This window comes from Rheinheimera pleomorphica (assembly GCF_011634895.1).
GTDB lineage: Bacteria > Pseudomonadota > Gammaproteobacteria > Enterobacterales > Alteromonadaceae > Alishewanella > Alishewanella pleomorphica.
Window position 1 is genome coordinate 64,728 of the sequence record NZ_SIRR01000012.1, and the last position, 12,980, is coordinate 77,707.

14 protein-coding genes are annotated in these 12,980 nt (G+C 48.3%); 7 read left to right on the forward strand and 7 right to left on the reverse strand.

All coding sequences use genetic code 11. The features are described from left to right. Positions 1-85: 85 nt before the first annotated feature. Positions 86-1,045, forward strand: coding sequence for an aldo/keto reductase (locus tag EYB30_RS13495; RefSeq protein WP_166839433.1), 960 nt, complete (start codon positions 86-88; stop codon positions 1,043-1,045). Between the two features lie 54 nt (positions 1,046-1,099). Here the strand turns inward: EYB30_RS13495 and EYB30_RS13500 are convergent, their stop codons facing one another. Both EYB30_RS13500 and EYB30_RS13505 read right to left on the reverse strand, forming a co-directional pair. Further along, positions 1,100-3,166, reverse strand: coding sequence for a hypothetical protein (locus EYB30_RS13500; protein ID WP_410200355.1), 2,067 nt, complete (start codon positions 3,164-3,166; stop codon positions 1,100-1,102). 329 nt (positions 3,167-3,495) lie between these two features. Continuing rightward, positions 3,496-5,130, reverse strand: a complete 1,635-nt coding sequence (locus EYB30_RS13505; RefSeq protein ID WP_174978748.1) for an electron transfer flavoprotein-ubiquinone oxidoreductase — start codon at positions 5,128-5,130, stop codon at positions 3,496-3,498. A gap of 200 nt (positions 5,131-5,330) precedes the next feature. Between EYB30_RS13505 and EYB30_RS13510 the strand changes: the two genes are divergently transcribed. The 3 genes from EYB30_RS13510 (at position 5,331) to EYB30_RS13520 (ending at position 7,618) form a co-directional block, all read left to right on the forward strand. Further along, positions 5,331-6,080 (forward strand): electron transfer flavoprotein subunit beta/FixA family protein, encoded by a 750-nt coding sequence (locus EYB30_RS13510; RefSeq protein ID WP_166839436.1) that lies wholly within the window; start codon positions 5,331-5,333, stop codon positions 6,078-6,080. Then, on the forward strand, positions 6,080-7,006 hold the full coding sequence (locus tag EYB30_RS13515; RefSeq protein WP_166839437.1) for an electron transfer flavoprotein subunit alpha/FixB family protein: 927 nt from the start codon (positions 6,080-6,082) through the stop codon (positions 7,004-7,006). Before EYB30_RS13510 ends, EYB30_RS13515 begins: the two co-directional genes overlap by 1 nt. A 114-nt stretch (positions 7,007-7,120) precedes the next feature. Further along, entirely contained in the window at positions 7,121-7,618 is a 498-nt protein-coding gene (locus tag EYB30_RS13520) for a GNAT family N-acetyltransferase (RefSeq protein WP_166839438.1), read from the forward strand. A 59-nt stretch (positions 7,619-7,677) separates the two neighbouring features. Here EYB30_RS13520 and fur read toward each other — a convergent pair whose 3' ends face one another. Continuing rightward, entirely contained in the window at positions 7,678-8,118 is a 441-nt protein-coding gene (fur, locus tag EYB30_RS13525; RefSeq protein ID WP_166839439.1) for a ferric iron uptake transcriptional regulator, read from the reverse strand. A 155-nt stretch (positions 8,119-8,273) separates the two neighbouring features. Here fur and EYB30_RS13530 point away from each other — a divergent pair, with 155 nt between their 5' ends. Continuing rightward, on the forward strand, positions 8,274-8,744 hold the full coding sequence (locus tag EYB30_RS13530) for a DUF4442 domain-containing protein (protein ID WP_166839440.1): 471 nt from the start codon (positions 8,274-8,276) through the stop codon (positions 8,742-8,744). A gap of 52 nt (positions 8,745-8,796) precedes the next feature. On the opposite strand, the gene fldA is transcribed toward EYB30_RS13530, so the two are convergent. From fldA to EYB30_RS13550, 4 genes are all read right to left on the reverse strand, one after another. Next, entirely contained in the window at positions 8,797-9,327 is a 531-nt protein-coding gene (gene fldA / locus EYB30_RS13535) for a flavodoxin FldA (RefSeq protein WP_166839441.1), read from the reverse strand. A gap of 13 nt (positions 9,328-9,340) precedes the next feature. After that, the gene (gene ybfE / locus EYB30_RS13540) at positions 9,341-9,613 is read right to left on the reverse strand and encodes a LexA regulated protein (protein WP_166839442.1); all 273 of its coding nucleotides are present in this window, start codon (positions 9,611-9,613) and stop codon (positions 9,341-9,343) included. 14 nt (positions 9,614-9,627) lie between these two features. Further along, positions 9,628-9,774: a DUF2788 domain-containing protein gene (locus EYB30_RS13545; protein WP_241698043.1), complete on the reverse strand. Its 147-nt coding sequence runs from the start codon at positions 9,772-9,774 to the stop codon at positions 9,628-9,630. Positions 9,775-9,890: 116 nt separating this feature from the next. Beyond that, on the reverse strand, positions 9,891-10,658 hold the full coding sequence (locus tag EYB30_RS13550; protein WP_166839444.1) for an alpha/beta fold hydrolase: 768 nt from the start codon (positions 10,656-10,658) through the stop codon (positions 9,891-9,893). Positions 10,659-10,767: 109 nt separating this feature from the next. Between EYB30_RS13550 and seqA the strand changes: the two genes are divergently transcribed. Both seqA and pgm read left to right on the forward strand, forming a co-directional pair. Further along, positions 10,768-11,274, forward strand: coding sequence for a replication initiation negative regulator SeqA (seqA, locus tag EYB30_RS13555; RefSeq protein WP_166839445.1), 507 nt, complete (start codon positions 10,768-10,770; stop codon positions 11,272-11,274). Between the two features lie 11 nt (positions 11,275-11,285). Next, positions 11,286-12,935: a phosphoglucomutase (alpha-D-glucose-1,6-bisphosphate-dependent) gene (gene pgm / locus EYB30_RS13560; protein WP_166839446.1), complete on the forward strand. Its 1,650-nt coding sequence runs from the start codon at positions 11,286-11,288 to the stop codon at positions 12,933-12,935. Positions 12,936-12,980 lie beyond the last annotated feature (45 nt).

Below are 12,980 nucleotides of genomic sequence, written 5' to 3' on the forward strand. Positions count from 1 at the left end.
CGTAGCGGGCTAATAATGCCGATAGTGTAGGGGTTCAGGCTTTTTTTCGCTACACTGGCGGCGAATTTCATTATTAGGAGACCCTATGATCCCTTTAGCACAACACCTTCCTGGTGTCAGTTCACTGGCATTTGGCTGTATGGGGCTGGGCGGTAGCTGGGATGACAGCGTTATCACCGAACAGAGCCAGCGGCATGCGTATTCTGCTATTGATGCTGCGTTAACGCACGGTATCAATTTTTTTGATCATGCCGATATTTACACCCGGGGTAAGGCAGAGCAGGTGTTTGGCCGTTATCTGCAGCAGGCTCCGGCGGCCCGGGCTAAGATGTTTATTCAAACCAAATGCGCCATTCGCTTTGCCGATGAACAGGGCCCCGGGCGCTACGACTTTTCAGCTGACTATATTATCCACTCAGTAGAGCAGAGCCTGCGCCGGCTAAACACTGACTATCTGGATTTATTATTATTACACCGGCCCGATCCTCTGATGCAACCGGAGCAGGTCGCCCAGGCGTTTACGCAACTGCAACAACAAGGCAAGGTGCGCCATTTTGGTGTCTCTAATATGGGCTGGGCACAGATGCAGTGGTTACAAACTGCGCTGGGACAGCCGTTGTTAGTTAATCAGTTACAAATGAGCCTGGCAGATATCGACTGGCTGGAGGAAACGGTGCTGACCGGCATGCCACAGGGGCAGCAACATCACTTTGGTTATGGCACGGTGGAATATTGCCAGCAGCACGGCATACAGCTGCAAAGTTGGGGCAGTCTGGCAAAAGGTATTTATAGTGGTGCATCCTGCCAAACAGCCGCACAGCAAGCGACCGCCGCTTTGGTTGCACAACTGGCTGAGCAGTATCGGTGCAGCCGTGAAGCCATAGTGCTGGCCTGGCTAATGCGCCATCCCGCTGCGGTGCAACCGGTGATAGGTACGGCCAATGCTGCCCGAATAGCGGCTTGTGCAGAAGCAACAACCATTAGCCTTAGCCGCGAACATTGGTATCAGCTGTACGTTAGCCGGCGCGGGCAACCGCTGCCGTAATGCAGCTCGGATACAGGCTTAGCATCGCTAAGCCTGTATCCAGAGTCCCGTTGGTTAGTCTGTCGCCGCCGTTTTTTTCTGGCTTTGCGGATTAAGCGAAATAACTTTTGTTTTGCTGATTTTGTGCCGGTAAATTTCGCGTAGGTATTTAATCGCCTTTTTCACACTGTCACGGCTTAAACGAATGTCATTAATAGAGACAAATTTATCTTTATTATGAATAAGTTCGCGGTACTTTTTCTCGTACATTGGTTTAATGGCATACCAGTTGGTGTCGAGAATTTTGGCCGGATTTTCAAATTCATGTAGCATCTCATCCAAGCTGTTTTCGTCAAATTGATCGGAACGAATAAATTCTAGCATTGCCTGATCAAGTTGCTCATCAAAACGGTAGTTGTCTTTGGCAAAACAGCGCTTAATAAAGGCGACAATTAAGGTTAAAAAATCATCACTTAAACAAGGGCTTTTTACGATCAGGGTGGTCAGCGATATATTGGCAGAGGCACCGATAACCAGAGCATAGCGTTTTAAGGTGGTGTTAGGGAACAGCGCATTGAGATGCGATTTTAGCCGGTTTAAATCCATGTACGATAATTTGTAGTCTTTCGGCAGCGATACAATAGACACTACCGACGAGCAGTTTTTGAAAAAGTGTAAGTCTTTTAACTCGGCAGCGTTATAGCCATTTTTTACGTAATTGGCCAGGGTTTCCCGGTAGCGGCCAGACTCTATTGGCAGCAAGCTAATGCCTTCAATTGCCTGGGTCACTTTATTAAAATGCGGCAAGTCAATTGAGCGGAAAAATAAGTCATCAATGTTTAGCCCGCCTGCGCTTTTATCAAACATTTTCAGCTTCTCTGCGCTACCATTGTCGGACGGTACCACCGATTCGGCATACGCCACGGCAACCGGGCCGGCCAGGCTCATAAATAAATCATTGGCATCCAGCCGTATTGTTTCACCAATATCAATACCGGCACGACGGAAGTAGTTTTCGTCATAATCGGTGGTTACTGCCTGGGCCGTTAAAATATTAAAAATCTGCTGCGAAATATATTGGTTAGCGTATTTCTCCATAGCGTTGACATCAATATGCTGAATACCGCCATCGTCGGTTTCTTCGGCGTAGCGCATAATATCATTGGATATCAGCATCATTGCATTCCAGGGCCGGATGCGGTGCATAACGCTTGATTCACTGCTGTCTTCGTTGTCGAAGTTATAAGAGAAATCCCACTCTTCAGCCAGATATTTACATAGTAAGCGGCCGGCATTGATATGCAGTGCTTCAGACATCTCAACGCCGTGGTCAGAAATATTCGGTAAAATGCAGATGCCACTGGTAAAGATAGGTTCGAATACAAAGGAGTGGCCGCGGTTTTCTTCGTCTTCGGCCAGCATACGGGTGTCGAAGGTTTTGCTCATGTAAGCATATTGCTGCGCCAGGCCAAACTCGGATGCCATACCTGAGCCGGTACCCCCACCAGCACTAAAAATATAAAAGTACAGCCGTGACTGATTGGCTTTAATACCGCAAGAATCTATCAGGTAAGAGTGGATAAACTTCCAGTCGGTGTTGGCAAAACGCTGGGTGTCTTTATTAAGGATAATTTTAGCCAGATACTGGCCCAAAATAGGGGCGTTACCGGCACCACCGGCATGCACCTCTGATAAATCCATAATTTTCATTTTGGTGTAGTCGTGCAAAAAGCCGCTTTTTTCGCCTTTATGCGAAAAGCGAATGCGGCCTTCAATGTCTTTATCCAGATCGCCGAGCATCACCAGCGGTTCAATTAAAAATACCGGCTTAACCGCTTGTTCACTCGACAGGTGCAGGCTGCGTTTTATCCAACGCATCGGCCGGTATTCCTGTTCCCGCGTTTGCTTTTCTTCATTGTTGAATTCGCTGAGATAAAAATTGCGGGCGTTGTATACCAAAGACGCGACATCCAGCGCGATATTGGAACCGCAACGGCCAAGGCCAATTAAGCAAACAGACGGAAAATGCTGTTGTTTGCGGCTTTGGATCTCGTTATCAGGATTGGTCACCGGAAACACGCTGCTACGCAGTGCATCAAGATTAGTCAGGATTTTATTCAGATCACGTTCGGTAAAGTACATATAACGATCACTGGCAAAAGAAGGAGTTAGCGCCGTTGCCGGAGACTTTTTAATTGCCGTTTTTACAACTACATCATCTTGCGGATTAAGTTCGGTTTTTATTTTATTGTTCATTTGGCTACTTCCTGTCTCTGGCGAGGCGTTACTGCACGTTAATCAAATACGGTCAGTACTAAAGGTAGTTGCTGGCGAAAATTAAGGCAATGAAAAAAACAAAAATGTGCGTTGATACAACGATGAAAGGCTATAAAGTGCGGTTTTAAAACAAAGACTTAGCATAGTATGCCCGATAACAGCTGCTGGCTGCACCGGGCATTATTATATCTTACTTACATATTCGGATAGTTCGGGCCACCGGCGCCTTCCGGGGTTACCCAGATGATATTCTGTGACGGATCTTTAATATCACAGGTTTTACAATGTATGCAATTTTGCGCGTTTATTTGCAACTTAGGTTCGTCGTTTTCATCCTGCACAATTTCGTATACGCCCGCCGGACAATAGCGCTGCGCCGGTTCATTGTATTTTGCCAGATTGACGCTGATCGGAATTTGCGCATCTTTTAGTTTTAAATGACAAGGCTGCTCTTCTTCATGATTCGTATTGGACAAATACACAGAAGATAAGCGGTCAAAACTTAATACATTATCCGGTTTTGGGTAATTAATGGGTGCCGCTTCGCTGGCCAGTTTTAACTGCGCATGATCAGGACGTTCGTCTTTTAGCGTAAACGGCAATTTGCCGGCAAACCAGTTTTGTTCCAGCGTGTTAAAGGCTCCACCCCAAAAGGTGCCGAATTTATGGATCGCTGCGCCAAAGTTACGCGAGCGGTACAGCTCGTCATATAACCAGCTGCTTTTTATTGCATCGGCAAAGGCGGTTAAATCGCGCCCGCCGGTATCATCCTGCATTAGCGCGTCAAACAGGGTGTCAGCAGCCAGCATGCCGGATTTCATCGCGGTATGGTTGCCCTTTATTTTGGCAAAATTTAACGTGCCGGCATCACAGCCCACTAATAAACCGCCATTAAAGCTCATTTTCGGCAAGCTGTTTAAACCGCCTTTGGCAATAGCCCTGGCGCCATAGCTTACCCTTTTACCGTTTTTCAGATACTGGCTTATCACCGGGTGGTGTTTATAGCGTTGAAACTCTTCAAACGGGCTCAGATGCGGGTTACTATAGTTCAGGTCAACAATCAGGCCTACGACAATTTGCTGGTTTTCAGCATGGTACAGATAGCCGCCACCATAGGCGTCGTTGTTTAGCGGCCAGCCGGCAGAGTGCACTACCAAACCGGCCTGATGCTGCTGTGCCGGCACATCCCAGATCTCTTTAAAACCCAGCGCATAATGCTGTGGCGACTTGTCTTTATCCAGCGCAAAGTGCTGAATAAGCTGTTTACCTAAATGGCCGCGGCAACCTTCAGCGAACACGGTATATTTAGCACGCAGCTCCATGCCGGGGACAAAGCTGTCTTTGGGCTTACCGTGTCTATCCAGCCCCATATCGCCAATCAGTATGCCTTTGACAATATTGTCTTCAATTAATACTTCACTGGCGGCAAAACCCGGGAAGATTTCAACGCCCAATTGCTCTGCCTGCTGTGCCAGCCAGCGACACAAATTAGCGGCAGATACAATATAGTTGCCGTGGTTATGCATGGTTTTCGGCACCAGCAAGCCAGGCAATTTAGTCGCGCTATCGCTGCTGCGAAACAGGTAAATATCATCCTGGGTTACGGCGGTGCTGACCGGAGCACCTAATTGTTGCCAGTCAGGCAGTAATTCGTTGAGGGCGCGGGGTTCAAACACGGCACCGGATAAAATGTGCGCGCCCACTTCAGAGCCTTTTTCTACCACACAGACAGTCAGTTCTTTGGCCGCCGCTTTGGCTTGTTGCATCAATCTGATGGCCGTTGACAGTCCGGCCGGACCGGCACCCACGATCACTACATCGAATTCCATTGATTCTCTTTCCACCGCACTGACCTCTTGGAGTTTATTATTTACAGCATTTGCTGCTTTTATCATGCTGTTTAGGGTATTGCAGGTTGACGTTAACGTCAACAGTAAGTAGATTGTGGCAAACCACACTATTATAGCTTTACCTTAACGTAAACCTGCAGCGAATACGGGGTATTTTGCAGGAAAAGAATGAGGATCTTATGAAAATACTGGTACCGGTAAAACGGGTAATCGACTACAACGTCAAAGTGCGGGTAAAAGCCGATCAAAGCGGTGTTGATTTGGCTAACGTAAAAATGGCGCTGAATCCGTTTTGTGAAATTGCCGTCGAAGAAGCGGTGCGTCTGAAAGAGGCGGGCGTGGCGACAGAAGTGGTCGTGGTATCTATAGGTCCGGCCGCGGTGCAGGAACAATTACGCACGGCGTTAGCCTTGGGTGCTGACCGGGCGCTGCACCTTGAGACTGAGCTGAATCTGGATTCTCTGCAGGTTGCCAAACTGTTAGCCAACGTCGTGGCAGACGAGCAGCCTTCTCTGGTTATTCTTGGTAAGCAGGCAATCGACTCAGACAATAATCAAACCGGCCAGATGCTGGCGGCATTAACGGGCATGGGGCAGGGAACCTTTGCTTCAAAAGTGGCCCTAGCGGACGGTAAGGTTCAGGTGACCCGTGAGATTGACGGTGGTTTGCAAACGGTTGCCCTGACATTGCCTGCGGTCGTGTCTACCGACCTGCGGCTGAACGAACCGCGTTATGCCTCACTGCCAAACATCATGAAAGCCAAGAAAAAGCCATTGGACGTTAAAGCGGCTGACAGCTACGGCGTCAGTTTAAGCTCAAATGTGAAGGTGCTGAAAGTCAGCACACCGGCCACGCGTCAGGGCGGTATCAAAGTAGAGTCAGTTGCTGAGCTGGTTGACAAGTTAAAGCATGAAGCGAAGGTGATCTAATGGCGATTTTAATTATTGCAGAGCATAACAATCAAAGCCTGAAAAGCGAAACGCATAAAGTCGTACAGGCTGCCACTGCTATCGGAGGTGAGATTACGCTGCTGGTTGCCGGTGCCAATTGCCAGGCGGTGGCCGATGAAGCGGCAACGATTGCCGGCGTGAATAAGGTGCTGCTGGCGGATAACGCGGTTTACCAGCATCAGCTGGCAGAAAATGTTGCTAAGCTGGTTGCGGAACTGGGTGCTGATTACAGCCATATCCTGGCAGCAGCGACCACCACCGGCAAAAACTTTCTGCCACGGGTTGCAGCTATGCTGGATGTGGCTCAAATTTCTGATGTGATTGCCATTGAAAGCGCTGATACCTTTGTACGGCCAATTTATGCCGGTAACGCTATTGCGACAGTGCAATCGGCGGATCGTATCAAAGTGCTGACGGTGCGTCCGGCGGCATTTCGGGCAGCGCCAACTGGCAACAGTGCTCCCGTTGAAGCCATCACTGGTGCGCATGATGCAGGCGTGTCAACCTTTATCAGTGAAGAGCTGACCAAATCAGAGCGACCAGAGCTTACAGCGGCCCGGGTGGTCATTTCCGGTGGCCGTGGCATGCAAAATGGCGAAAATTTTGCGTTGTTAAATGGTATAGCGGATAAGTTGGGCGCGGCAATTGGTGCCTCGCGTGCTGCGGTTGATGCGGGTTTCGTGCCTAACGACATGCAGGTTGGCCAGACCGGTAAAATTGTTGCGCCGGAGCTGTATATTGCGGTAGGTATTTCCGGTGCGATCCAGCACTTAGCCGGTATGAAAGACTCTAAAGTGATTGTTGCCATCAACAAAGACGCCGAAGCGCCAATCTTCCAAATTGCTGATTACGGTCTGGTAGCTGACTTGTTTAGTGTATTACCGGAGCTCGAGCAGCAGCTGTAAGCTTAGCAAGTGTGCTAAAAAGCCAGCATCTTGCTGGCTTTTTACGTTTAGGCCCTTGTGGCCAGCGAATAATCCGACTTAATATAATCTTCAGTTACGTTAAAGGACATTATTATGCCCGCTGTTATCCGTCATGCCGAACCTGCTGATATTGAAGCTATTAAAGCTATTTACGATCAGAGCAGTGTCTATGCCAATACGCTGCAGTTGCCGTATCAGCCGGTGGCGAACTGGCAAAGACTGTATAATGCCGGTAGTGGTTTTTATAATCTGGTGGCCGAAGTAGAGGGCAAAGTGGTAGGGCAACTTGGGCTGCAAGTATGCCAGAATCCAAGGCGACGCCATGTGGCTGAACTTGGCATGGGCGTGGCTGAAGATTATCAGGGCCAGGGTATAGGGTCGGCATTATTGCGCTCTGCATTGGAACTGGCCGATCAATGGCTGAATATCCGCCGTTTGGAATTAACGGTATACAGCAGTAACGAAGTTGCGGTGGCGTTATATGAACGCTTTGGTTTTGAGGTAGAAGCTGAGCTGTCTGACTTTGCTTTTCAGTATGGTAAGTACGTCAGTGCCCTGTGTATGGCGCGCATTAATACCGCCTCAACCTAAGCAACAGAGCAAACGAAAACGGCACCTGCCGGTGCCGTTGTGATTGCGCCCTTAGCGGCTTAATTCATTTCGCTGTTTTTCTTACACTGTACAGTGTCTTTACACTCGCCGTACAGATACAAACTGTGATGGGTGAGTTTAATGCCGTTTTTCTCAGCAATTTCCAGCTGCTTGGCTTCTATCACATCATCTTCAAACTCAATGACTTTGCCACACTTTAAACAGACCAGATGGTCATGGTGACTACCGCCGGTCAGTTCAAACACGGATTTACCGCCTTCAAAATGATGGCGGGTTAAAATGCCGGCATCATCAAACTGGTTAAGCACCCGGTACACGGTAGCCAGGCCAATATCTTCGCCAATCTCTAACAGCAACTTATATACGTCTTCGGCACTGATATGCTGGTTTTTGGGATCCTGTAGGATCTCAAGGATTTTTACCCGTGGCAGGGTCACTTTAAGGCCGGCTTTACGTAATTCGCTGTTGTGATCTGACATAAATATTCTGACTCTGGCTTAGATATGTGAAAGATTATAAAGACATTAGCACGAGAATGAAATGGCAAAGTTTATTGCGGTGTATCAAGGCGGCCTTGTGCTTAGTGTGCGGTGCAGTACAATAGGGTGAAACAGGTCATACCAGAGGTTTTTTGATGAAATGGGCATTTAATCCGGCGGTCATGCGCCACTTACTGAACTTTTGGCCACCGTTTTTATTTCCCGGAATCAAAGTGGCTGAGCTGAGCCATGATTATCGCTATTGCCGGGTAGAGCTGAAATCCCGGCGCTGGACACGCAATATTAATAGCAGCCAATTTGGCGGCAGCATGTTCGCCATGACCGATCCGATATATCCGTTAATGTTAATGGGTGCACTGGGCAAAGAATATCTGGTGTGGGACAAACAGGCTGATATCGACTTTATCAAGCCTGGTAAAGGCAAGCTGACGGCAGAGTTTTGGTTATCAGATGACAGTGTCGATACGATTAAAGCCGCCACAGCAGAGGGCGATAAGCATTTTCCGCAATTTGTCGTGCATATAAAAGACAGTCGTAATCAGATCGTGGCAGAGGTAAACCGCACAGTGTATGTGCGCAAAAAAGCCAAATACCGGCCTGATTAAGTAGGCCATTCACGGCATAAAAAAACCGGCGATTAAGCCGGTTTTTTTTGAGTTACAAGCCTTCGAATTCTTTTAAGCTCATCTCGTCGTAAATTTGCTTGCACCACTGTTTCACACGCTGTTCGGTCAGCTCCGGCTGGCGATCTTCGTCGATACCCAGGCCGATAAAATGGTTGTCGTCAGCCAGCGCTTTAGAGGCGACAAAGTTGTAACCTGCCGTTGGCCAGTGGCCAACAATGATAGCGCCTTTAGGCTCGATAATATCGCGCAGGGTGCCCATAGCATCAAGGAAGTACTCAGCATAATCTTCCTGATCACCACAGCCGAAAATCGCTACCAGCTTGTTGCTGAAATCGATATTTTCCAGTTCAGGGAAAAAGTCATCCCAGTCACACTGGGCTTCACCGTAGTACCAGGTAGGAATACCCAGTAGCAGTAAATCAAAAGCGGCAATATCTTCTTTGCTGCTTTTGGCAATATCGCGTACGTCGAATAAGTGTTTACCCAGTTCTTTCTGGATCATCTTGGCGATATGTTCAGTGTTACCGGTATCACTACCGAAAAAAATGCCTACAGTTGCCATTAATCTAACCTTCTTACCTGGTTAAAACTTGTGTCAGAATATGTTCTATATACGCACTGCGTGTCATGTCGGCTTGGTCGGCCTGCTGACTTAAGGCCGCATATAGCTGGTCAGACACTTTAAACTCAATGCGCTTTAAACCTTTACTACGATCACGTTTGATTTGATTACGTTTATTCAGTTTAAGCTGCTCTTCCCGTGGCAGCGGATTGGTTTTTGGCCGTCCGGGGCGCTTTTCCTGAGCAAATAAATCAATCGTGGTGCGATCAGTGGCAATCTTCGCCATTAATCTTAACCTTACTACTCTAAAAAATAAGACACTACGCTTTTTATGATAAACACCGCTGGCGACAGAAACAGCACCAGCCAGACAAAAAACTGTCCCAGTTTTGGCGCATTACTCTTTTTCAACACATCGCGTATTGCCAGTACTATAAAAAGGTACAAAATACCTAATCCTAGCCATAAACTCAGCGTCTCGAACTGCTCAAAAGACATCCTATGTTACCCGACTGAGAAAAAGTGCGCGCACTATAGCACAAAAGCGATAAAATTTTAGTGCGTTAGCTCAATAAAAAGTCTTGCACCAGTTTGATAAAAGCGGCGGGTTTTTCCGCATGTAACCAATGGCCGGTGCCCTGAATAATTTTTGCCTGGGCTGCAGGAAATAGCTGCAGTATTGCCGGTCGGTGCTCAGGCAGAATGTAGTCTGAATCGGCGCCTTTAATAAACAGCACCGGGCCTGTAAACCGGCCATTAAGCATAGGCTCTGCAATCAGCGCCGGGTAATTGGCCTGTAATGCCTTAAGGTTAAAACGCCACTGAAAGGTGTCATCTTGTTTTATCAGGCTTTTTAGCAAAAACTGCCGTACGCCCGCTTCGTTAATATAGGCTGACAGTTGTTTATCGGCATCAGCACGGTTGCTGATAGTGGCCAAATCAACGGCATGTAAACCGGCAAAAATACTGTCGTGTCGTGGCGGATAAGCTACTGGCGCGATGTCGGCCAGAATAAGTTTGCTGACGCGGTGTGGATATTTCAGGGCAAAGGCCATCGCCAGCTTGCCGCCCATGGAATGGCCCAGCAAAGCGGCCTGCGGCACTGCAAGGTGATCCAGCGTTTGCGCCAAATCTTCGGCCATTTCAGCATAGGACATCGTCGCACTGTGGCCTGAACGGCCATGGTTGCGCACATCGATATTGATGGTGTAATACTGCCCGCTTAAGCCACGCTCAATCACACCAAGGTTTTCATAACTGCCAAATAAACCGTGAATAAGCACCAACGGAGGCAGGTCCGGCTGGCCGGCGCAGTGGCAATGTAAAAGCATAAACAACTCATTCGGTTAACTAAGGGCAATAGTCTAGCAAATCATGTTGCTGGCGTCAGTCGATAAGGCTTTATATAATGAGGCCACTTTTGGCGCGTGGAATAAATATATGAAAACCATCGAAATAGATGACGAGCTATACCAATACATTGCCGGGCAGACGCAAAAAATTGGCGAAAGTGCCTCGGAAATACTGCGCCGGCTGTTGCTGGGTGACGACAACACTACAGCGCCGGCCCCAGTGGAAGTGGCAACAGCAACAGCGGCACCTGCGGTTAGCAGTAATATTTTTGACTTAATAAACCGGCAGGATCTACAGGCAGAGCAAAGTGTGGTGGGACGCTTTTTGTTTATTCTGTCTGCACTGGCACGGGCGCATAAAAAACAGTTTACCAAAGTACTTGATATTAAAGGCCGTAACCGGCTGTACTTTGGCCGTAGCGCGGCAGAGCTATCAGAAGCTGGCAGCAGTACCAACCCGAAACCAATTCCTAATACCGAGTTTTGGGTGATTACTAATTCCAACACCACACGTAAAAAAATGATGCTAACCGAGACAGCGATGAAACTCGGCTATAGTGAACAGGATGCAGAACGAATTCGCGATTTGTTATAAAAGGAAAGGATATGTCTTTACACCCGCTGGCCGGACAACAGGTGCCTACATCGCAACTTCCTAATATCAGCCGGTTGATGACGGCATACTACGTACTAGAGCCAGATGTACACACGCAAAGTGAGCACAAAGTCAGCTTTGGTACTTCGGGCCACCGTGGCAGTGCACTGAACTGCTCGTTTAACGAACCCCACGTGCTGGCTATTTGCCAGGCCATTGCAGATTATCGTAAAAAAGCGGGCATTACCGGGCCACTCTTTTTAGGTAAAGATACCCATGCCTTGTCAGAAGCGGCTTTTGCCAGTGCACTGGAAGTGCTTATTGCCAATAAAATACAGGTATGTATTCAAAAAGACCTTGGCTACACACCAACGCCGGTGATTTCACATGCCATCTTAACGCAAAATAAAGGCGCCAGCGCGCAGTTGGCCGACGGTATTGTCATTACGCCATCGCATAATCCGCCTGAAGATGGCGGTATAAAGTACAACCCGCCGCATGGCGGCCCGGCCGATACCGACGTAACCAATTGGATAGAGCAGCGCGCTAATGAACTGCTGAGCAAGGATCTGGACGGCGTTAAAATGCAGCCGTATGCATTAGCGCTGCAATCGGGCTATTGCCAGCACATTGATTATATTCAACATTATGTTGATGATTTAGAAAATGTTATCGACATGGCCGCCATTGCCAAAGCCGGTATTCGCATTGGTGTAGACCCACTAGGCGGCTCGGGTATGGCTTACTGGCCGCGCATTGCTGAGCGTTACGGCCTGAACATTACCGTAGTAAACGACAGAGTAGATCCGGCGTTTGCCTTTATGCCGCTGGACAAAGATGGCCAAATCCGCATGGACTGCTCATCAGCTTATGCGATGGCCAATTTAATTCAGCTCAAAGATCAGTTTGATATCGCTATTGGCAATGACCCGGATTTTGACCGCCACGGCATTGTGACCCGCAGTGGTGGTCTGATGAACCCTAACCATTACCTGGCGGTGGCAATAAATTATTTGCTGGCGAACCGGCCAGATTGGGCACCAGAGCTGGCGATAGGAAAGACACTGGTATCCAGCGCCTTGATTGACCGTGTAGTCGCAGCGCGTGGCCGCAACTTATTAGAAGTGCCGGTAGGTTTTAAATGGTTTGTAGAAGGTTTACATCAGGGCCGTATCGCTTTTGGCGGTGAAGAAAGCGCTGGTGCCAGCTTTTTACGTTTTGATGGCTCGGCCTGGTCTACCGACAAGGATGGCATTATTTTAGGCCTGTTAGCGGCAGAAATGCTGGCTAAAACCGGGGTAGACCCTTATCAGCAGTATCAGGCGCTGACCAAAGAGCTGGGCTCGCCGTTGTACCGGCGGTTGGATGCACCGGCCAGCAGTGAGCAAAAAGCGGCGCTGAAAAAACTGGATGTAAAAAGTGTACAACAGACGACACTGGCCGGTGATGACATTTTAGCGGTGCTAACCAGGGCGCCGGGTAATGATGCTGAGATTGGCGGCGTGAAAGTGGTTACGCGCAACGGTTGGTTTGCCGCCCGGCCATCGGGCACTGAAAATGCCTATAAAATTTACCTGGAAAGTTTTGTTGGCGAAACGCATTTACTACAGTTAGAGCAAGATGCTAAGGCTTTCGTTGAATACGTATTCAGTCAGATGTAAGGCACTGAAAAGGTTATGAATTTAGTTGTAATTAAACTACATTCA

Bases quoted from the DNA above. Each gene is read 5' to 3' on its own strand.
- EYB30_RS13495 (WP_166839433.1), top strand. From the start codon at position 86: ATGATCCCTTTAGCACAACACCTTCCTGGTGTCAGTTCACTGGCATTT.
- EYB30_RS13500 (WP_410200355.1), bottom strand. From the start codon at position 3,166: ATGTACTTTACCGAACGTGATCTGAATAAAATCCTGACTAATCTTGAT.
- EYB30_RS13505 (WP_174978748.1), bottom strand. From the start codon at position 5,130: ATGGAATTCGATGTAGTGATCGTGGGTGCCGGTCCGGCCGGACTGTCA.
- EYB30_RS13510 (WP_166839436.1), top strand. From the start codon at position 5,331: ATGAAAATACTGGTACCGGTAAAACGGGTAATCGACTACAACGTCAAA.
- EYB30_RS13515 (WP_166839437.1), top strand. From the start codon at position 6,080: ATGGCGATTTTAATTATTGCAGAGCATAACAATCAAAGCCTGAAAAGC.
- EYB30_RS13520 (WP_166839438.1), top strand. From the start codon at position 7,121: ATGCCCGCTGTTATCCGTCATGCCGAACCTGCTGATATTGAAGCTATT.
- fur (WP_166839439.1), bottom strand. From the start codon at position 8,118: ATGTCAGATCACAACAGCGAATTACGTAAAGCCGGCCTTAAAGTGACC.
- EYB30_RS13530 (WP_166839440.1), top strand. From the start codon at position 8,274: ATGAAATGGGCATTTAATCCGGCGGTCATGCGCCACTTACTGAACTTT.
- fldA (WP_166839441.1), bottom strand. From the start codon at position 9,327: ATGGCAACTGTAGGCATTTTTTTCGGTAGTGATACCGGTAACACTGAA.
- ybfE (WP_166839442.1), bottom strand. From the start codon at position 9,613: ATGGCGAAGATTGCCACTGATCGCACCACGATTGATTTATTTGCTCAG.
- EYB30_RS13550 (WP_166839444.1), bottom strand. From the start codon at position 10,658: ATGCTTTTACATTGCCACTGCGCCGGCCAGCCGGACCTGCCTCCGTTG.
- seqA (WP_166839445.1), top strand. From the start codon at position 10,768: ATGAAAACCATCGAAATAGATGACGAGCTATACCAATACATTGCCGGG.
- pgm (WP_166839446.1), top strand. From the start codon at position 11,286: ATGTCTTTACACCCGCTGGCCGGACAACAGGTGCCTACATCGCAACTT.